This is a genomic window from Vibrio gazogenes (genome assembly GCF_023920225.1).
Taxonomy (GTDB): domain Bacteria; phylum Pseudomonadota; class Gammaproteobacteria; order Enterobacterales; family Vibrionaceae; genus Vibrio; species Vibrio gazogenes.
Genome location: NZ_CP092588.1, coordinates 254,171 through 273,980, shown reverse-complemented (window position 1 = coordinate 273,980; position 19,810 = coordinate 254,171). Strand labels below are relative to the sequence as shown.

The following is a 19,810-nucleotide window of genomic DNA, read 5'->3' as shown; positions in this document are numbered from 1 at the left end:
CACTATTTATTTTCTACCGGACTATCCACACCAATAAAATATACAGCAATCGGCGTAACAATTACAGAAATCGCAAGTGTAATCAGTGCATGATAGAAATTATCACCTTCACCAATCCACATAGGTAATGAGGCCAATCCCGGGCCAACTGGTGCGTATGCTTTAAGTGTGACCACACCGGCATAGATCCCCGCACAACCGGCACCGACCATACAACCAAGCAACGAGCGCTTTAACTTTAAATGAACACCATACAATGCAGGTTCAGTAATACCAAATAGCGCTGAAATTCCTGAAGGCAGTGCATTTTGTTTTAATTGTACATCCTTAGTGAGATACCATACAGCCAATGCACCTGCACCTTGAGCCATATTTGAGGATAACATGGCACTATGAATTAATGTCTCATAGCCCGGTGATGCCATTGCAGCAAATATAATCGGATAGAATACTTTATGCATACCAAACATAACAATTAATGGCATTAAAATAGATAGCAATGCAACGGCTAACCAACCAACCTTGCTTTGTATCCAAAAAACGCCACTGGATAAGCCTTGTCCCATGTAAGTCCCCATTGGCCCTAATATAATCAATGCAACAGGCGCTACAATGACTAAGACTAATAGCGGCTTCATAAATATTTTAACCGCCCCGGGAGAGACTTTATCAGCGAGCGGCTCAATATATGACATCAACCAAATTGTGAATATAATCGGCAACACAGAAGAAGCATAAGAAACTGAAGGAATATGCATGCCAATATATTCAATCGGTGTCCCTGATCCCATTAATGCAATGAGTTTTGGATGAACTAATACACCTGCTAAAGCAACCGAAACAAAAGGATTGGTTTTAAATTTCTGAGCACAGGAAAAAGCCAGAAGCAACGGAAGAAAGTAAAAAGCCGCATCGGCAATAAAGCTGGTAACCAAATAAAACTGACTTGTTTTCGTGGTTAAACCCATAGAAACGGAGAGCAAAAGTAATGCTTTTAGCATACCTGAAGCAGCAATCGCAGGAATAATTGGCTGAAATATACCGGTGACAAGCGCTGCGAATTTGTCAAACAATCCTTTCAGAGACAAATCTAATTTTTTATTCACCGCTTTTTCAGTTGCAATGCCTTCACTACCATTATCATCAATCAAGGTGGTTAATTTATTGAAAACAAAACTAACATCATTACCAATAATCACCTGACACTGACCACCACTATTCACAGCACCCATAATACCGGGAATTTCTTTAATTTTTTCTAAATCTGCATCTGATGTATGATGAAGCTCTAACCGGAGTCGAGTTGAACAATGCAGCGCATTGGATATATTATTTTTTCCACCCACACACTCTAAAATGGACTTTGCTATATTTTCGTAATTCATTATTTATCCTTTTTAAAGTAAAAAAAAAGACCTGGATTGGACAGTTTATTTTGAACTGCCCAATCCAGGTCTTGCCTGCGTATCAGTAACACGCCTGGTAAATACTATCGATGTCAATAATGTTGTCAATATAACAAAAACAATTACAAACGAAACTCAGAAGGTGAAATTTTTTGAGGTGCATCACCATCTTGCTCACCCCTTCGCTGTTTTGATGCAAAGTCATTCCAATCTCACTTCAGTCGTCTTACAGCAACCAATCGCAATATTGTTGTCACAAAAAAGCCAAAAAAAATGAATAATTGTTCTAAAACCAGAATTTAATGCAATATAAACACAAAATTGTCCGCCTTTCTCGTTATGATTTCTCACAATGATACAGCCTGAAACGACAAGAGAATCATCCATGCTATTTGAACAACTCCCCGCACTGATCCTATTTGCATTCACCGCAACATTTACACCCGGGCCAAACAATATGATGCTCATGACTTCAGGGGCGAATGTCGGGTTCATGCGGACACTCCCTCATATGCTGGGTGTCACTTTGGGCTTCGGTGTCATGTTATTTTTAGTGGGTATCGGTGCTGCCGGTATTTTCCATACCTTCCCGATCCTCCACCCTATTCTGAAATGGCTATGCCTGTCCTATCTGGTCTATTTAGCGATCAAGATCGCGACCAGTCAGTCACATATAGCCACGGGCGACTATCAGCCCATGACGTTTTATGCCGCAGCCCTGTTTCAGTGGGTCAATCCCAAAGGCTGGTCGATGGCACTCACCGCTGTGAGTCTCTACAATCCGTCTGCAAATGTGCAGGGGCTGCTCTGGACCGCTGCCATTTTTATCATCATCAATATACCTTCCGGAACCACTTGGATCTTTGCTGGCAAACAGATCAGCAACGTCCTGCGTAATCCTGTTCATCTCCTATGGTTTAACTATGCAATGGCTTTCCTGCTCGTGGCGTCCACACTGCCGATGGTCCTATAAATCTGAGCGGCTTATCAGGTGACTGGGCCATTTTTTTTCTCTCACCTTTGAGCATAGTTGAATATGGGTGATTTTGATTCGACTCACAGTCAGCACGATGAATGCGGTCTACACTGAATGTGCTTTTTCATCAGAAGGATAACGTGATGACGACAAGATCAACCGGACGCTTTTTGATTTTACTCCTGTGTTTATTCCCCTTTCTCAGTGTCGCATCGACACATTCCAGCCCAGTCTCTTCAATTGATATGACGCACTCTTGGGCTGGTTATGCTTGTGTCATTCTCTTTGTCATCGCCTATATCACCGTCACTTTTGAAGAAACCATCAAGCTGAAAAAGTCGAAGCCGGTTCTGCTGGCTGCCGGGATTATCTGGGCCATTATCGGTTTCTCCTATCAACAAATCGATCAAATGGAAGTCGCCAAAGCGGCTTTCGAGAAAAACCTGCTGGAATATGCAGAATTGTTGCTCTTCCTTCTGGTGGCAATGACTTACATTAACGCTATGGAAGAACGGCGCTTGTTTGACACATTACGATCATGGATGGTCAGTAAAGGATTCAGCTACGCGACTTTGTTCTGGCTGACAGGTCTACTCGCTTTTTTCATTTCTCCGGTTGCAGATAACCTGACGACTGCCCTGTTAATGTGTGCGGTGGTCATGAAAGTCAGTGAAAATAACCCGCGCTTCGTCAATCTCTGTTGCATTAATATTGTTATTGCAGCCAATGCCGGGGGGGCATTCAGCCCGTTTGGCGACATTACCACATTAATGGTCTGGCAGGCAGGGATGACCAGTTTTCTCCAGTTTTTTAACCTCTTCATTCCATCGGCCATCAATTACATGCTTCCGGCACTCCTGATGTCATGCTTTTTACCCAAAGGCCGCCCGAACCTTGTTCAAGACCATGTGGATGCCAAACGAGGTGCAAAAAGGATTGTGGCATTATTCTTACTGACCATTCTCACGGCTGTCAGTTTTCACGCTTTATTCGAATTTCCCCCCGTCGTTGGTATGATGATGGGGTTGGCCTATCTCCAGTTTTTCGGCTACTACCTCCAAAAATCACTGCCTCGCTTCCTGGCACGGCAGAAAGCGCTCGCGCTCGCCAATCATGATGAAACCACCCTCAAGCGATTGGGCTCAATCGTACCTTTTGACGTTTTTAAACGTATTTCACATGCAGAATGGGATACCTTGTTGTTTTTCTACGGCATCGTCATGAGTGTCGGTGGCCTAAGTCTGTTGGGCTACCTCAGCCTGATATCGGGCACCATCTATCCGCATTGGGGAGCGCAATGGGCGAACATATTCATGGGTGCACTCTCCGCGATTATCGATAACATTCCGATCATGTACGCCGTCCTCACCATGGCGCCCGTTATGTCCGACGGTAACTGGCTTCTCATTACGCTGACTGCCGGTGTCGGCGGCAGTATGTTGTCGATTGGTTCTGCGGCTGGCGTGGCGCTGATGGGGGCATCTCACGGGCAGTATACTTTTTTAAGCCATTTGAGATGGACGCCCGTCATTGTGTTAGGTTATGCCGCCAGTATTGTGGCGCATCTATGGCTCAATCACGCTCAATTTTGAGTTCAGTCAAACGGACATGATGACGAGTAAGCTGTTGAATATATATTAATATTCATTCGGCTTCAGATCGGATAGACTATTCTCTGACCATCTCTGACAGTCAGATTCAGAGCTTCACGAGAGACTTTATCAAGGACAGGATTATGAACACTATTCGCTTCGGCAACCGGAAAATTACCCCTTCAAAAGTGGTCTGTGTCGGTAGAAATTATATCGAACATATTCATGAATTGGATAACGCCGTTCCGGAACAGATGGTGGTGTTCCATAAACCCAACAGCAGTATTACCACTCAGTTGCATGCCTTCCATGAAGAGCCACTTCACTATGAAACTGAGATCTGTTTTTTGGTCAAAAATAACCGATTTCATGGCGTTGGACTCGGGTTGGATCTGACTAAAAGAAACCTTCAATCCCAGCTCAAGAAACAAGGCTTACCTTGGGAGCGGGCGAAAGCATTCAGCGGTTCGGCCGTCTTCAGTAAGTTTATTGCTTTAAGAGACATTGATATCGAGACGCTGAATCTGGAATTACTGATCAATTGCGTCCGGATTCAGCATGGTCGGGTCACCCAGATGATGTATTCACCCGCTGCAATCTTGCAGGAGCTGCAACGTTACACCACGCTGGAAGATGGGGATATTGTCATGACAGGAACCCCCAAAGGTGTCGGCGTTGTTCAAGCGGGAGATACTTTTCTCGCCCGCCTGAAAAGTGAAGATCAAATCTTAATCGAAATTGAATGGGTCGCTCAGTAACCCGACAGTTACGATGGAAATACCAGCAGATGAAACACCAAAAATACCATCATGCTCAGCACGGTGGTGAGTAAAACGTTTTTGGTTTTCCAAGAGATTACGCCAGCCGTCAACGCGCCCCACAAATAAGGATTTTGCCAGTCGAGCCATAATGACTGTTCTGGCATGAACACAATCGGCGCCCAAATCACAGTCAAAATTGCCGGGCCGGAGTAGCTGAGAAACCGGTGTAGCTGAGGCCCCAAACGCAGCGGCAGTTTCGGTTCCAAAAAGAGATAGCGACTCAGAAACACCACCATAGCCATAATCACAATCTGGATTAAAATCATGTTACTTGCTCCCCGCCGACTTGCTATTCGCTGACTTGCTCTCCATATAGGTTTCGGTCACGTAACCTGCAATCATCGCGGATAAACTGGCGATCACCAGACTGCCCTCCACCTGATACATATTCAACAGAACCGACATTACGAGCCCGGCCAGTACCGATATTTTCACCGGTAAGGTTTTCATATTCGGAACGACAATCGCAATAAAAGTGGCTGCAATCGCAAAATCAAGCCCTAACGAATTCAGGTTCGGAATCGCATGACCGGCAATAATGCCGACCAGCGTAGCAATGTTCCAGATCAGATAAAAACTGAATCCGGCGCCGAATGCATACCAGCGATTAAAACGAGCATCATCCTGATGATTGAGTAAGGCGAACAGTTCATCCGTCAATAAAAACCCTAGCAACACTCGCCAATGCAATGGCATCGGACTGATTTTTGAACGCATTGAGACACTGTAGAGAAAATGACGCGAGGTAATGAAAAAGACCGTCAATAGCAGTGAGAATAATCCGGCACCGGCCTTCAGCATTCCCGTGGCGACCAGCTGTGCGGAACCCGCAAATAAAATCGCAGATAATGCCTGGCTTTCCATCACGGTTAACCCAGATTCAACCGCAAAAGAACCGGCCAATAGCCCCCAGGGTAATACGGCAACACTTAAAGGCATCATTGCAAGCGAACCCCGGAAAAAGAGTCTTGTCCGTGTTTCTGAAGCATGATGCGCTTCTGTCATTATTGTCATGACTTTATTATTCCTCACTTAAACAAATATCCGCTCGACAGAGAATCGATGATGATCATCAATCAAATAACCAATACCAGCGAAGACTTTCAGAAATGGATTGTGTGTCATTCCCTATACTGACACTAGGTCATTTGCTTAGGATAGCTAAGCGGCATGCCCCGCGCCGCGATCAATACCCGTTCAGATTGAACAAAATTCAACCACGAAAGGTCAACAGCCCCTAGCGTTTTTGTCTTATCATACCCAATAGCAAATCAAAAAGATTGTACGTTATTGCGCTTTGTTTATTGCGATTCAATCGCTCGTTTCAATGAATCGCGCAAAGACGGACCCTAAGTACATAAGTACATAAGTACATAAGTACATAAGTACATAAGCATCAAAACACCATGACTAAGCCTTAAAATAAAACATCCGGTGGTTTAGGCCGGATGTTTTATCTCCCGGAGTCTCTCCGGAATCCAAGGGCGCGATTGGATGATTCAATGCATGACGTTAGATTCTACAAAAAACGGCGCCATACTGAGAACCGCATTATCCGCAGAACAGTGAAAATCAGCATAAGATTTACCACGTTCAAGGGTATAACACGCATCAACGAAGTCATCATCATCAACAAACACTGAATCAGGCATCGCCGCAATCACACGACTGGTAATTTCAGCAATCGCTGATGAGGGTGGCCAACCAGCCAGAGAACCAGCAGCCCCCACGGCAGTCACTAAGGCCTGAACCAAAGTTTTATAATTGGTTCCTGAATCATGCTCATACATTAACATATCAACGACCCGATAATCATATTCTGACCAGTTAATGACGATTTGATTGGGATAATAATTGGTCTCTTTGTTGTCCAGATAAGGCATTTCAACAACAAGAATTTGCGGTTTGTTGCTGGTCAAAACACCAGAGACAATGCCATAAATTTCGGCCGCGCCTTTAATCCAAGGTTCATGGACATTGTTGACATTCACTTTGGTTAATTTGGTAGCATCAAAGCCAGTTGCTTCGGTTTGCGTACTCAAGCGAGGTGCCTGCGCGGTTTTCTCCTGTAAACCATTTTCCTGTAACAGAGTATTTAGCTTTTTGACACTCTCTTTCATGGCGTAATAACCGTTGTCATCCACCACTAACACCGGGACATCAGGCTCTTGATCGACGGCCAGCGACACTTTGTCACCGCTGAGTGTATAGCCAACAATTTGAGTCCATGAATCTTCATCACCGGATGGCGGATACGCAACCACCAAATCGGACATATCATCATTCAATGCCCGATCTGATGGCAGGAATAACCACATTTCAGTGGTGCCACCGATTGACCGAGATGAAAGTATGCCTTGCGGGGCTAAAAATGTATTGACCCGTATCGGTGTTTGTGACCGTTCGATCTGTTTAATTTGTTGATTCAAGTTCACTGAATCATGTAATTGAGATGCCAATCGAGCGGCAATTGCATCTTTATCGACCGCAAAAGCATTTACGGAAATAAAAGATGCTACAGCACACAATGCGACGGCTATCGTATTTTTTAATTTCATAGTTTCTCCATTATTCCAGTACGGTATTGCACGATATATGCTCATACATTCATATATCATATCAAACCATAACACGAGAATTTTCTTTACTGTAAAAAATACGATCAACCGGAAGAAAAATATGACAGCGCATCACAATGTTTTAGCGCAGATAAAATAACAGGGCATTTTGTTTGCTGTTTAATGAACGATTCTTTTAATGTGTATCGGGTGAATTTTCAGATCGTTGTTAATTAACCACTCACCGGCGCGATCAGAGATAGTGTTTATTGATAATTATATATTCACAATCAATCAAATACATAAATTGACCATAGTATGATAATGTCGTGACTCAATATCACGCGAAGCGATGCGGAGGAAAATAAATTACTTTATGCAGAAATGGACGATAGATCAGGATATTGTTTTATACCTATTGCACGAATCATTTGCGCTCCGATATGCTGAACTCGTACAAGAGAATAAACAATACCTCTCACAATGGTTAAACTGGCCCAGAGTTTGTCATACGCCTGACGATTTTAAAACCTTTATTCAGGGGTCACGTTATAAATATATTGATGGTGATGGTCTGGATTGTGCGATTGAGTTTCGTGGTGAGCTCGTCGGAAATATTGGTTTTAATACGATCGACCATGAACTAAAAAAAGCCGAAATCGGTTACTGGCTCGGCCAGCAATATCAGGGAAATGGCATTATTACCCGCGCCTGCCGTTTTTTAATTGCTTATGCATTCGAAACACTTCATGTCGAAAAAGTTCAAATCGCAGTCGCTGAAGATAACCGACCGAGCAGAGCCGTTTGTGAACGATTGGGGATGACTTTGGAAGGCATTATCAGCCATCAGGAAAAAATCGGGGATCGAATTCTGAGCCATGCAATTTACGCTATTTTCCCATCTCAATTCCCCCGAACCTGATGCCTCATGACTGGCGGTTTTTTCACAATATTTTTTTATCAGAAATGGGGTTTTCAGCAGGTAACGGATAAGCCTGACGCATAAACTGAATAAAGGCTTGTAAAGCACCAGAAGTATGTCGGTGACGCGGATAGGCCAGATGCCAGCCCGGGAAAAACGGACAGAACTCATCCAGAATAGACAACAGCTCACCTCTTTCCAGCCAAGGTCTGAGTTTATCTTCCGTCCAGAAGACAATCCCCTGATGCTCACATGCAGCCGTCACGGCCAGCTCCCTGCTGGTGGTGATCAGTGGCCCGTCGACAGCCATTGAAAACCAGTGTCCGTGCTGATAAAACTCCCACCGATACACAGCTCTGTCACCAGAGAGTCGCCAGTTCATACACTGATGCTCACGCAAGTCTGCCGGGGTTTCAGGCCTGCCATATTTTTGCAGATATTGAGGAGAAGCCGCCGCACACATCCGTACTTCCGGCCCGATCGGGTAGGCAATCATGTCCTGCTCAACGAACTCCCACAACCGGATGCCGACATCAAAACCATCGGCAACCAAATCAATGAGTGCATCTTCGACCAGAATATCCAACACGATATCGGGATATGCCCGATAAAACTGCCCCAAAATCGGCTGTAAAATCGCATCGGCCGCTGCTGTGGTGATATGCAACCGCACTGTGCCAGCCAATGCGCCCGACTGAGTCTGTACTTCATTGAATGCTGCTTCGATTTCATCCAGCGCCGGCCGCAAACGCCGATAAAACTGCAACCCGATTTCCGTCAGTACCACACTACGCGTTGTCCGGTTAAACAGCCGACTGCCCAGATTGTCCTCCAAACGCTTAATAATCTGACTCAGTGCCGACGGCGTGATTCGTAATACCTTCGCTGCGGCAGAGAAACTCCCTTGTTCAGCCACCGCTTTGAACGCTTTCATTTCTGTATATTCACTGCTTTTCATTGATATGGCTCTTGGACTGGCTGTTTAGACAGATAGGGTTGATCCCAATAATTTCATCGGTGCTGGATATGGCGCAGGCTTCACGCTAACTGACCACGACTTCAGATGATTATCAATCTTATCCTTCATAGTTAATGAATATTCTGAAGTATTAATAAACAATGTCAATGTGTGCATAATGACCCTGTTCATCAATAATAAGGATACACCAATGATCAAGCGTCACTTAGGAAATCAGGGGCTACAAGTCTCAGCATTAGGATTGGGTTGTATGGGGATGAGTCACGCTTATGGGGGTTATGATGAAAATGCCTCTTTTGCCACACTCAATCATGCTCTGGCACAAGGGATCAATTTTTTCGATACCGCTGAAATGTACGGGCCTTATACCAATGAAACATTATTGGGCCAATGGCTCAAATCGCTGAAAAATCAGCGGCAAGAACTCGTCGTTGCGACAAAATTTGGGTTCGATATTCGTGAGGGGGCTTTCCCCGGGCTCAACAGTCGCCCGGAACATATCCGGGAAGTCGTCGATGCATCTTTGCAACGGCTTCAGACCGATTATATTGATGTGCTCTATCAACACCGAGTCGATCCCAACGTGCCGATTGAAGACGTGGCAGGAACAGTAGCTGAATTGATCGATGCGGGAAAGGTTCGCTATTTCGGTTTATCGGAAGCGGCACCGGAAACCATTCGTAAAGCCCACCAAACATGTCCGGTTTCTGTATTGCAAAGCGAGTATTCGCTGTGGGAACGCCGTCTGGAACACGAAACACTGCCACTGTTGCGTGAGCTGGGCATTGGCTTAGTTCCCTTCAGCCCCTTAGGGCGAGGATTTTTGAGCGGTGACACCAAACCCGCTTCCGCATACGATAAAAACGATTTTCGCGCTTGGGGCGATCCACGATTGAGTGATGAGAATTACGCGACCAACCTGCGTCTGGTGGATGCGATCCGTCAACTCGCAACAGAAAAGGCAACCACACCGGCCAGAATCGCACTGGCTTGGTTACTCCATCAGGGAGACGATATTGTACCGATTCCGGGCTGTCGGCGAATTGCCCACTTAGATGACAATATCGGCGCAGCCAGTCTCCATCTACAAGCCGATGAAGTCCGTCAGCTCAGTGAGGTCAGCACGCAACTCGGTGTTGCAGGAGAACGATACACGGCTGAATTTGCCCGCTTTACGGATCAGTAAAATGATCTGATGACGGCGGTTGGTTTTTTCTTCCAGTCAATGAGCCATTTTAGGCTCATTGACTGTCGGCAGACATCGTCCCAGAGAGGGTTGTCAGCGCAGTTTCAATCCCCTCCATCGCTAAACTCACTTTTGCACTGGCTTTCTGAAATGGCCTGAGCGCATAAATTGCTTCACACCGGTCAAACGGGTCATCCATCACTTTGACAAGCTCCCCAGAGGCAATTGCTGGAGCAACAACCCAATTCGGCAGGCAGCAAACACCAAGACCGGCGATTGCCAGCATCAGCTGCGCATGAAAATCATCACATCTGGTGGCGATAACATTTGATTTCTCCAGTCCTTTCCAACAAAGCGAGTTGTACTCCGCGCATTTATCAATGAGCGGCAAATGGTTGAACTGGCCTATCTGCTCAGCACTATATTGTGACAATAAAGCAGGACTGGCACAGATATGCCATGTTTGCACCCCAATTTTTTTCGGATACAGATTACTATTCGGCTGCTCCCCAACTCTGATGGCTAAATCAAGACGTTCCACAATGGGATCCACCAGCCTTTCTGTGAGATTCAGATGAACATGAATGCCCATATCTTGTTGGTGACACTGGGCAAGAAAAGGAATCACAATCATTTTGCCAAATGTCGGTAGACAGCTCATGCGGATAACGCCGGACGTTGACTGTTCGATAGTACGAATCGTCTCAACCGTATCCGATATATCCTTTAACAGCGGTTTAGACTTGTCATACAGATACCGCCCTGCTTCCGTTAACCCTAAAAAACGGCTTGAACGGATCAATAACTTCGCTTTAATTAACTGTTCCAGTTGATCAATCTGTCTGGTGACCGTTGAGACATGCACACCAACATGCGCAGCCGCTTTCGAGAAACTGCCTTGATCAACAACCGTCGCAAATAAAAAAAGCTGCTCAGAACTCGGATAATGATTCACTGAATTTGCACCTTACGCAAAGCTGTATTGCAAGAATCTTTATATTAATCCGATGACATTTGAATACAATCCCCCATCATACCGTTCAAAACAGGGATTCAAAATGCACCACGCCCGCCCCCAGCAATTACACATCAAAAAACTCATCCTGATCATCACAATTTTGGGTCAGGCATCGATTGCGTTATATCTGCCAGCGTTGCCTGAAATCAGTCGCGGTCTGGTGATTGATGAATTCCAAACCAAATTAACCGTCACATGCTTCATCATCGGTTTTGGTATATCTCCTATGTTTTTCGGCCCAATTTCTGACCGTGTAGGAAGGAAACCCGTTTTATTGACAGCCTTACTACTGGCATTGGTGGGATTTATCGGCAATATATTCAGTTCAACTTTTGAAGTATTCATCTTATGCCGAATTCTGGAAGGGTTGGGATGTGGTGGATTACTGACGAGTGGACGCTCTATTGTCAGAGATGTTTTCTCCGGCAAAGAACTGGCAAGTGCTTCATCCTATCTGTCGATGGGATTTGCGCTTGGCTTCGGATTAAGCCCCGTGATTGGCGGTCTGCTGACCAAGACCTTCCACTGGACCTCCGTTTTTATTTTTCTGGCTCTGTTTGATTTATTCATCATTATACTTTGCCTTTTCTATCTTCCGGAAACCAAAACGGCAACGCCAGAAAAACCGCAGGATAATTTATTCAAAATAACACTGAAGGATTATCTTCATGCAATATCCAACCATCAATTTATGATCAACGTACTCGGTGGCTTTTTTGCCTATTGCATTGTGATTTCCTACAACGTCATGACGCCATTTTTAGTTCAGGAAAATTTCAACTTTTCTCCGGATGAATATGGATATCTCGCTGTTCTTATCGGGGTTCCCTATTATTTGGCAGCATCCATGAACCGTAAGATGGTCCTTGAACATGGCATTTACTTTTCATGTATGATCGGGAGTATATTTATCCTCACCGCTGGAGCAGTCATGTTCTTTGCCAATCTGAATGGATACCAGAATATCTATGTATTGATTATCCCGTTCATGGTTGCAACATTCGGTCAGGCGCTGATATTCAGTAATACCATTGCTTCAGCACTACAACTATTCCCGGCAACATCCGGTGGCAGAATGAGCGCGCTCTACAGTAGCTTGCAAATGATGCTTGTCAGCTTAACATCAACCTATTTTGCCCGTTTACCCGATAACAATACTATCTATCTGGCGACGGTTGTTCTCTGCATGGGGGGATTTTGTCTGATTTTTATCATGCTCTCGGAAAAAATTCGCAAAAGACAAGCAGCCAGAGAAGCGACGGTCTAAGGCTCGAACAAATACGATGCTTCGAGCCCTTCATCCAAAATTATTCCATCTCTGAAAACGCGACACTGACCGCATCTAGGACTTGTGGATAGAGCTGAGCGAAGCTCTCAGATAAATGTTGATAATGTGTCTTCAGCGGTGGAATACAACTGGTGAGCGACTGCATCCGCGGTGAACGGTGCGACATCCGCTGTAAAGCAACTTCTATATTGTCGAATTCAGCATAAGATTCCAGCCAGCGTCCTTGCCACATCCGTCGGTGAACTTGTATGAAGGGTTCGGGTGCCGGAAACGTCAACTCTTGCTCAATTTGCCCTTGAGCATCCTGGCAGAACACCGCTAGCGGGTGGTGATGTAAATCATGCCAGCGACGGGCCAGGCAGTGGTCCCAGAATAAATCGAGCCCGATGGGTGCAAAGCGACGGCTCTCTCCGGGGAAATAGGACTTCAACGCCTGTACCACGGGATGTTGGTCGGTATAGGCATCGACAAAGCGGTGTAAACGAATCCCCTTGACGATGGGCTCTGGGTAACGCCCCTGCGGATCACCTTTAACGAAATCGCCCAGCAGATTGCCCAACAAACTGGACTGACAGTGTTGGGCAAGGTGTAGGTGCGCTAAAAAATTCATAATTTTTACCACCGTGATTGAGGATATTTCATCAAACCACAAAACGGGATGATTCACTAGCACCGTCACACCGATTATTCTTATCAGCGCTTGTTGAAACTTAATTGAACAACCCCAATTCATTCATTTCAAATATGTATTAAAAATACACATTCAAAAACAATACGCATTAATACGCTTATTTTCATAAAAATTATAAAAAAATCAAATAAAAACAACATGTAATAGTAAGAGTTCTGCAATCTAATATTCATCTTTGCCCTCTAACTTACTCCAGTCATTACAAAAAAGAGCACAGAAGCTCAATCACAATGGAATAAGGTAAACAAGATGAAAAAAGCAGTTCTGACCACAGCCATTCTCACAGTATTGGTATCCGGCTCCTCTATGGCTGCCACAGTCTATGATAGCAAAGGCACCACCCTAAAAGTGGGGGGACGTGCTGAAGCCCGTTTCAATCTTTCCGATGAAAATGAGTCTGCAACAAAAAGCAACTTTAAAGACAAGTCTCGGGCGCGAGTGAACTTAGTCGGAAAAACGGCTCTATCCGATGATTTGTACGGCTTTGGTAAATATGAAGCAGAACTCAATAACAGCGACAGTAAAGGAGACGGCGATGGTGACAACCTGACCAACCGTTATTTCTATGCTGGTATGGGCACAAGCATTGGTGAGTTTTCCTATGGTAAACAAGATTCAGCGCAGGTACAGGTGACCAACTTTACTGACCTGATGAACACATTTGATGAAGAAGCCGCTGACCTCATCGGTGGTAATAAAGATAAGCGTGACAACAACTTTGTCTATTCCGGTCAATTCGATGCTCTGAGCATTCAGGCGAACTACATTGCTTCAGACAAGAAGGACAATGACAGCTTCGGTCTCTCTGCTGTGTATGGCTTCACTGACAGTCTGACCGTTGGTCTTGGCTATGTGACTCAGGACAATGGTTCGAACTCTGAAGACCAGTTCAATATCGGCGGACAATTCAAGCTGGATACCTTAACGCTTGGCGCCCTATACGGAACCGGGACAGCGGTTTCAAGCGGCAAAGAAGTTGATGCGGATGACTATGAACTGGGTGCGAAATACAAGTTTGGCAAAACGTCACTGATCGCTGTCTACAACTTTCAGGAAGTGGATAACAAAGATACGGTCGATCATCTTGCACTGGAAGTTGAGCATAAATTCAATGGTCATCTACGTGTTTACACCGGCTACAAATTTGAACAGCTGAAGAATACTGACGATCAACTTCAGGCGGGTATTCGTTACGACTTCTAATTCAAATCTATAGAACCAAATAATCCACGATTGGTCAGGCAGAAATGCCTGACCTTTTGATGTTCAGGCAGTACTGACATGATACTTACTGCACCACTTCATCACAACCTTGCCCCATTGTAACGCACGCATCAAAGTCCATCATAACCACAAGATAAATAACTAACTGATTCAAAACAAATTAATGAACTGGCACAAACTCTGCAATCTATTCAGTGGCAAATGCAGGCAGCGTTTGTGCTTCTTTCACAGTGATATGGCAGAATCACTGGTCACTTCATGTTCTTCGCCTCCCTTTAATCAGGGAGGCTTTTTTTTAGCGGCTATTTTTAAAAGCTATTTGAAAAAAGATGTCACCGTCGGCTCATCTGAAAACGCCAACGTACATCCTGTCATTTACGCTTTGGCTGCGTATACGTTTTTCCGGCTGCCTGATAAGTTTCTTTGCCTTTGATACTGAATTGTGTATCGAAAAACCAAGCCACAAAACGAATCACATCATCTCCTTCGGTCATCACGTATTCTGCAAACTCTTCAGGCGTGCCCGATTCATCTTCTTGGGTGGTCACATGATAAATACGTTGCTCACCCTCAATCTCTGCAATCATAAACTGCCCGCTTAACGCTTCAGCCGCTGAAGCAATTTCGGTTTCGTCAACCTGCTTCAAATAGGCAAGAGCGAGCGGTAAGCTCCCGGTCTGACAGGCTTGCTTTACTATCTGTTCAAAATCATGCTGTAACATTTATATGTCCGTCTCTGTTTGGCTGGCGTTCAAATCATCCCCATGCTGAAAACACATCATCGGGTAACCCGCGTATACTCTCACAAATTCATTTATTCTCAAGACGAATCCCATCCAAGACCTCAGACAATGGGCTCGGGGCGAGCCAAAAACTGGAAAAAGCGTCACTCTTCGCCCAAAGTTATAAGGTAAAAATATAATCACAATGTCAGTAGGCTTTAGTATGAATATAAGAGGACCACTTTCGTTCAGCGAAGTGGATTTGCAATCGATCTCTGAACTGATTTCGATTATCGACTGTTCTCTCTATCAGAAATCAACCGATATGCTGCATCAAGCAACGGATTCGAATGCCGCTTTGCTATTTGAGATTGATAAGGTCAAACAACAGAGACGTTTGCTCGCCGCATCTTCAACGGAACGGTTTGATGAAGATATCGGTGCGCATCTGGATACGCTAATTACGTATCAACTTGAACATCAGCCACACCAGTATTACCTCATCCCGGATCAGGTTCACCAGCGCTACCCTCATGCTACTTATCTGGTAAACCATCAGATCGAAGGCTATCTGGGAACCCTAGTGAATCATACGGCATCCGGTGATCGGATTTATCTGTTTATTTCATTAACACAGTCACCGATTACCGAACCTGCCATGCTCATACAGTGGCATCGTCTGGTCTCTCAGGTCGTGATGCAATATCGCCGTTATCAACATCAAACCAACCGAACGGATGTGTTACTCAACCGCCTGAATTATGAAGTGTCCCATGATGACCTGACCAACCTGATGAACCGTAGTTTTCTTGCCGACACATTGGAAAGGCTCGTGTCGGCATCCCAAAGCCAGTTTAGTTTTTCTTTGGGGATGTTAGATATCAACGACTTCAAATACATTAACGATCTCTATGGCAATTATATTGGGGATCAGGTTTTGAGATTTGTTGCGCACGCTATTTCAGCCTGTGTCCAAGACGAGCAATTGACCTTTCGAATTGCCGGAGATGAATTTGCTTTCATCACCTTTGATCCACAACCCGACATGGTCTGCCAAGAAATTCTCACCCGGATTCGTGCCGGATATCAAGATGTTGCACATCACATCAGAATCTCGGCAAGTATCGGCATTGCCAGACATAAGGAAGAATCGAACAATGCGGATCAATTACTGCTCAATGCCAGTCTGGCACTCAAAAATAGCAAGAAACTCTGTCAACCCGACATTTGTTGTTACGACACCCATCTGAGTGAGGAATACCACCGGAAAAATCAAGTAATTGATGCACTCAGAGACGCACTGAGCAAAGATCTCGACGAGCCTCAGGAACTCTATGCTGTACTGCAACCGATCGTCAGACAGCATCAACTCAACTGGAACTACTTTGAAGTGCTCTGCCGTTGGCAGAGTCCGGTGCTTGGTGACGTCTCTCCGACCGAGTTTATCGCAGCAGCAGAACAGTCTGGCCTGATTATCGAATTCGGTTATCGTGTGATTGAACTTGCCTGTCTTGCCAAGCAACAAATTGAGCAATCGTTGGGCCAGAAAATCCGGCTGAGTATTAACTGTTCAGCCTATGAATTAAACCAACAGCACGATTATATTCAGACGCTGAAAGAACGGATCACGCATTATGGTTTTTATCCGGGAGAGTTCACCATTGAAATCACGGAGACAGCCCTGTTATCCCAACGGCAAGTCACCCGAAATATTCTCAGCAACCTACGGGATGCCGGCTTTAAAGTTGCTCTGGATGACTTCGGTACGGGTTACTCTAGCCTGAATTATATCCATAATTATCCGATCGATTGCATCAAGATCGATGCATCATTCATCAAAAATATGTTATGCAATGATACATCCGAGAAAGTCGTTAGTTTAATCATTCAACTTGCCAATCAATTGGGTGTGGATTTGGTTGCGGAAGGGGTTGAAGAGGAACAATCATTGGCGCGGTTATATGAGATGGGTTGTACTCAAATTCAAGGCTATCTGTTTTCCGCACCGCTACAGCCCGAAATGGTTATTCACCAATTACTCGGGCAGAAGGAATCCAACTGATAAAGCATCAAACGGATAGCACTAAAAATAAATTGAGTACAAAAAATCGAGCGCTAAACATCCATCGGGTTCAGCGCCAATACATCTAACTCTGTTCGGTGTTGTCTTCTGTGCGCGCAGCAAGATCTAACTCTTGCCGTTCAAGCAATTGATTCATTTTGTTGCGGTGCGCAATAAACTGCTTCATCTCTTTCTTGGCAACCGAGGTTGCCATCGGAATTTTGGCTTTCATCGCATCAACCGGACGCCCTTTTACAATCAACTCATAGTGCAGATGCGCACCAGTAACTCTTCCCGACTGACCGGATAATGCAATTTTTTGCCCCCGAGAGACTTTTTGTCCTCGATGAACCAGAATTTTACTCAGATGCAGATAACGCGTCATGTAAGTGCTGTCATGACGAATCACGATATAATTCCCGGCATATGGGTGCTTACGGACAATAATCACCGTTCCGTCACCGGTAGACAATACGGGGGTTCCGACTGGTGTCGCGAAGTCAGTGCCATTATGTGGCATGATTCGCCCCGTCACCGGATGGCGGCGGAAAGGATTAAATGGCGAACTCATCCGCCAATGACGACTGGTCGGGTAGCGACGAAATGCCTTTTGCAGACTATGACCATCCTGATCATAATACTGTCCGTCAGTATGCAGATATGCAGAAACAACCGTGCCACGGGTAAATATTTTGATTGCCTGAATTTCACTGTTGCCCGTCAGTTTATCCCCGACAAACTGCTTCGATTGAACAATCTCAAGCTGATCGCCAGCACGTAAGTCTTTTGTGAAGTTCACTTTATCTTTCAGTAATCTGACCATCTGCTCAATTTCATTACTATTGAGCCCTAGTCGATAGGCAGACTGTGAAAACGATCCTTGAATATCCCCGATCAGTGGGAACTGTTTCCAAGTCCCGGGAATGTTGATCTCTTTATACTCATAGCTGCCATCATCCAAACGTGTATAAACAACCTGTTTGACTAAGCTAAATTGCAACGCCATTTTCGCTAAATCATTGCCGTCCTTCGTGCGCCAGAATCTCAGAGTATCGCCGGGTTGAAGCGTATCGAGCGCCAAATAGTTCAAATCCGTTTCCATGATTTTCAACAAATCACGATAGCCGAATCCAAGTTGTTCAAAAATGCTACTGAGGTTATCTCCGGAACGAATCACATATTCGTAATCAGGCAGGCTTTCAGCGGGAGTTTGTGCTTGTTCGGCAACCAGTGAATCGACAAGCTGTTGCTCTGAAGAAATACTGACATCAAGGCTATGGCGAGTGGCGTGATCGTTCAGTAACGTATAAAAAGAAACCACAACCAATAAAGGTAATCCTAGGATGAAAACACGTTGTCGTCTGGACAACGACATCACTCGTTCAACGATTAACTTAACCACAACCCCACCTTGCAAAATCGATCAAAGACGTCCAGCATAGGATTTTATGACGTAACCAGCATCAGAGTAAAGTCAAAGCATCGTTGAAAGGGTACCACCGTACCCTTTTTCGACACCCGGTATGTGAATCACACGAATATTATTCATTACAACATCGATTCACTTATGATTAATAATCGCATGTTATGAATATGTAGAAACTAAACTATTCTCTCCGCCAAAGGCATTGGGGATATATTTATCAGCATGGGGATCATTGATCCATTGGCCTTCCCCTAACAGATAGCGAAACTGGTATTCCTGACATTTCGGGAGACGCACTTTGTATTTGTATGTTGAAGATTTGGCGATTCTCTTCATCGGCTCAGGTTTCCAATTCAGAAACTCCGCTACAATCGCGACATTGGATGCCGTCTCTGGAACATCCAGTTCAAAAGTGACTTCTACTTCTTCTTTGGTTTTAAAAAAACGCTTACTAATCATCTGCAAACTCCGTTTAATCATATGGCCTGTTATCTTTGTTTCAGTCTGGTCGCGATCATTTGCTGACGAAAATGAGTACCGTCCTTACATGTGAGCAAAAAACAACCAGACCAATCTATCATAAGAAATATCACACACATCTACAATCATAGATGAAATATCAAACAAACACACAGTCATACCGAGTATATAAGATACTGATTTTATGAACCGCAAATTTACTGTTTCATCTGCGCATATCATCTTGAGTTCCCAACGTAACCCTGACGCAACACCAAGATACAATTCTCTAACTTAATCATCATTTGCAGCACAAAAATAGTGAATAAATAGATACTATAGATGAATAGTGTTGCTACAACATCTGAAAACAGATATTCTTCGCGCCTTATCATCTGGGCTATCTCAAACATTTGAGCCGGAACAGATGACTTACTTTTTGAATATTTGCCAGTGCCAGGCAGAGAGGGCACACCTCAG

Annotated in this window: 18 protein-coding genes; 8 read left to right on the top strand and 10 right to left on the bottom strand. The window is 44.7% G+C overall.

Features of this window, described 5'->3' with window-relative positions:
* Positions 1-2 precede the first annotated feature (2 nt).
* Complete coding sequence (locus tag MKS89_RS16825; protein WP_072954597.1) at positions 3-1,385, bottom strand: PTS transporter subunit EIIC; 1,383 nt, start codon at positions 1,383-1,385, stop codon at positions 3-5.
* 406 nt (positions 1,386-1,791) lie between these two features.
* Here MKS89_RS16825 and MKS89_RS16820 point away from each other — a divergent pair, with 406 nt between their 5' ends.
* The 3 genes from MKS89_RS16820 (at position 1,792) to MKS89_RS16810 (ending at position 4,732) form a co-directional block, all read left to right on the top strand.
* Positions 1,792-2,379 (top strand): LysE family translocator, encoded by a 588-nt coding sequence (locus MKS89_RS16820; RefSeq protein ID WP_072954593.1) that lies wholly within the window; start codon positions 1,792-1,794, stop codon positions 2,377-2,379.
* A gap of 146 nt (positions 2,380-2,525) precedes the next feature.
* On the top strand, positions 2,526-3,974 hold the full coding sequence (nhaD, locus tag MKS89_RS16815) for a sodium:proton antiporter NhaD (RefSeq protein ID WP_072954591.1): 1,449 nt from the start codon (positions 2,526-2,528) through the stop codon (positions 3,972-3,974).
* Positions 3,975-4,117: 143 nt separating this feature from the next.
* Positions 4,118-4,732, top strand: coding sequence for a fumarylacetoacetate hydrolase family protein (locus tag MKS89_RS16810; RefSeq protein WP_072954589.1), 615 nt, complete (start codon positions 4,118-4,120; stop codon positions 4,730-4,732).
* 8 nt (positions 4,733-4,740) lie between these two features.
* Here the strand turns inward: MKS89_RS16810 and MKS89_RS16805 are convergent, their stop codons facing one another.
* The 3 genes from MKS89_RS16805 to MKS89_RS16795 form a co-directional block, all read right to left on the bottom strand.
* Positions 4,741-5,061: an AzlD domain-containing protein gene (locus tag MKS89_RS16805; RefSeq protein WP_021021500.1), complete on the bottom strand. Its 321-nt coding sequence runs from the start codon at positions 5,059-5,061 to the stop codon at positions 4,741-4,743.
* Between the two features lies 1 nt (position 5,062).
* Complete coding sequence (locus MKS89_RS16800; protein ID WP_072954587.1) at positions 5,063-5,809, bottom strand: AzlC family ABC transporter permease; 747 nt, start codon at positions 5,807-5,809, stop codon at positions 5,063-5,065.
* A gap of 485 nt (positions 5,810-6,294) precedes the next feature.
* Positions 6,295-7,353 (bottom strand): DUF3103 family protein, encoded by a 1,059-nt coding sequence (locus MKS89_RS16795; RefSeq protein ID WP_072954585.1) that lies wholly within the window; start codon positions 7,351-7,353, stop codon positions 6,295-6,297.
* Positions 7,354-7,729: 376 nt separating this feature from the next.
* Here MKS89_RS16795 and MKS89_RS16790 point away from each other — a divergent pair, with 376 nt between their 5' ends.
* Entirely contained in the window at positions 7,730-8,275 is a 546-nt protein-coding gene (locus MKS89_RS16790; RefSeq protein WP_072954582.1) for a GNAT family N-acetyltransferase, read from the top strand.
* Positions 8,276-8,297: 22 nt separating this feature from the next.
* Here MKS89_RS16790 and MKS89_RS16785 read toward each other — a convergent pair whose 3' ends face one another.
* Positions 8,298-9,233: a LysR substrate-binding domain-containing protein gene (locus MKS89_RS16785; protein ID WP_072954579.1), complete on the bottom strand. Its 936-nt coding sequence runs from the start codon at positions 9,231-9,233 to the stop codon at positions 8,298-8,300.
* Between the two features lie 211 nt (positions 9,234-9,444).
* Here MKS89_RS16785 and MKS89_RS16780 point away from each other — a divergent pair, with 211 nt between their 5' ends.
* Complete coding sequence (locus MKS89_RS16780) at positions 9,445-10,440, top strand: aldo/keto reductase (protein WP_072954576.1); 996 nt, start codon at positions 9,445-9,447, stop codon at positions 10,438-10,440.
* A gap of 55 nt (positions 10,441-10,495) precedes the next feature.
* On the opposite strand, the gene MKS89_RS16775 is transcribed toward MKS89_RS16780, so the two are convergent.
* Positions 10,496-11,395, bottom strand: coding sequence for a LysR family transcriptional regulator (locus MKS89_RS16775; RefSeq protein ID WP_072954574.1), 900 nt, complete (start codon positions 11,393-11,395; stop codon positions 10,496-10,498).
* Between the two features lie 103 nt (positions 11,396-11,498).
* Here MKS89_RS16775 and MKS89_RS16770 point away from each other — a divergent pair, with 103 nt between their 5' ends.
* A complete protein-coding gene (locus tag MKS89_RS16770; protein ID WP_072954572.1) occupies positions 11,499-12,725 on the top strand; it encodes a multidrug effflux MFS transporter in 1,227 nt (408 codons plus the stop codon).
* A gap of 40 nt (positions 12,726-12,765) precedes the next feature.
* Here the strand turns inward: MKS89_RS16770 and MKS89_RS16765 are convergent, their stop codons facing one another.
* The gene (locus MKS89_RS16765) at positions 12,766-13,356 is read right to left on the bottom strand and encodes an acyl carrier protein phosphodiesterase (RefSeq protein WP_072955091.1); all 591 of its coding nucleotides are present in this window, start codon (positions 13,354-13,356) and stop codon (positions 12,766-12,768) included.
* Between the two features lie 330 nt (positions 13,357-13,686).
* Between MKS89_RS16765 and MKS89_RS16760 the strand changes: the two genes are divergently transcribed.
* Entirely contained in the window at positions 13,687-14,640 is a 954-nt protein-coding gene (locus MKS89_RS16760; protein WP_072954569.1) for a porin, read from the top strand.
* A 392-nt stretch (positions 14,641-15,032) separates the two neighbouring features.
* Here the strand turns inward: MKS89_RS16760 and MKS89_RS16755 are convergent, their stop codons facing one another.
* Positions 15,033-15,383: a hypothetical protein gene (locus MKS89_RS16755; protein ID WP_072954566.1), complete on the bottom strand. Its 351-nt coding sequence runs from the start codon at positions 15,381-15,383 to the stop codon at positions 15,033-15,035.
* A gap of 223 nt (positions 15,384-15,606) precedes the next feature.
* Between MKS89_RS16755 and MKS89_RS16750 the strand changes: the two genes are divergently transcribed.
* Positions 15,607-17,445 carry a putative bifunctional diguanylate cyclase/phosphodiesterase gene (locus MKS89_RS16750; protein WP_072954564.1) on the top strand — a complete coding sequence of 613 codons (1,839 nt, stop codon included), beginning with the start codon at positions 15,607-15,609 and terminating at the stop codon, positions 17,443-17,445.
* Positions 17,446-17,530: 85 nt separating this feature from the next.
* Here MKS89_RS16750 and shyA read toward each other — a convergent pair whose 3' ends face one another.
* Entirely contained in the window at positions 17,531-18,847 is a 1,317-nt protein-coding gene (shyA, locus tag MKS89_RS16745; protein ID WP_493186805.1) for a peptidoglycan DD-endopeptidase ShyA, read from the bottom strand.
* Between the two features lie 183 nt (positions 18,848-19,030).
* Complete coding sequence (locus tag MKS89_RS16740) at positions 19,031-19,330, bottom strand: isoamylase early set domain-containing protein (RefSeq protein WP_072954562.1); 300 nt, start codon at positions 19,328-19,330, stop codon at positions 19,031-19,033.
* Positions 19,331-19,810 lie beyond the last annotated feature (480 nt).

Coding starts and splice junctions, on each gene's coding strand:
- MKS89_RS16810 (WP_072954589.1), top strand. CDS start 4,118: ATGAACACTATTCGCTTCGGCAACCGGAAAATTACCCCTTCAAAAGTG.
- MKS89_RS16760 (WP_072954569.1), top strand. CDS start 13,687: ATGAAAAAAGCAGTTCTGACCACAGCCATTCTCACAGTATTGGTATCC.
- MKS89_RS16770 (WP_072954572.1), top strand. CDS start 11,499: ATGCACCACGCCCGCCCCCAGCAATTACACATCAAAAAACTCATCCTG.
- MKS89_RS16785 (WP_072954579.1), bottom strand. CDS start 9,233: ATGAAAAGCAGTGAATATACAGAAATGAAAGCGTTCAAAGCGGTGGCT.
- MKS89_RS16740 (WP_072954562.1), bottom strand. CDS start 19,330: ATGATTAGTAAGCGTTTTTTTAAAACCAAAGAAGAAGTAGAAGTCACT.
- MKS89_RS16800 (WP_072954587.1), bottom strand. CDS start 5,809: ATGACAATAATGACAGAAGCGCATCATGCTTCAGAAACACGGACAAGA.
- MKS89_RS16790 (WP_072954582.1), top strand. CDS start 7,730: ATGCAGAAATGGACGATAGATCAGGATATTGTTTTATACCTATTGCAC.
- MKS89_RS16780 (WP_072954576.1), top strand. CDS start 9,445: ATGATCAAGCGTCACTTAGGAAATCAGGGGCTACAAGTCTCAGCATTA.
- MKS89_RS16825 (WP_072954597.1), bottom strand. CDS start 1,385: ATGAATTACGAAAATATAGCAAAGTCCATTTTAGAGTGTGTGGGTGGA.
- MKS89_RS16750 (WP_072954564.1), top strand. CDS start 15,607: ATGAATATAAGAGGACCACTTTCGTTCAGCGAAGTGGATTTGCAATCG.
- nhaD (WP_072954591.1), top strand. CDS start 2,526: ATGACGACAAGATCAACCGGACGCTTTTTGATTTTACTCCTGTGTTTA.
- MKS89_RS16795 (WP_072954585.1), bottom strand. CDS start 7,353: ATGAAATTAAAAAATACGATAGCCGTCGCATTGTGTGCTGTAGCATCT.
- MKS89_RS16765 (WP_072955091.1), bottom strand. CDS start 13,356: ATGAATTTTTTAGCGCACCTACACCTTGCCCAACACTGTCAGTCCAGT.
- MKS89_RS16755 (WP_072954566.1), bottom strand. CDS start 15,383: ATGTTACAGCATGATTTTGAACAGATAGTAAAGCAAGCCTGTCAGACC.
- MKS89_RS16820 (WP_072954593.1), top strand. CDS start 1,792: ATGCTATTTGAACAACTCCCCGCACTGATCCTATTTGCATTCACCGCA.
- MKS89_RS16805 (WP_021021500.1), bottom strand. CDS start 5,061: ATGATTTTAATCCAGATTGTGATTATGGCTATGGTGGTGTTTCTGAGT.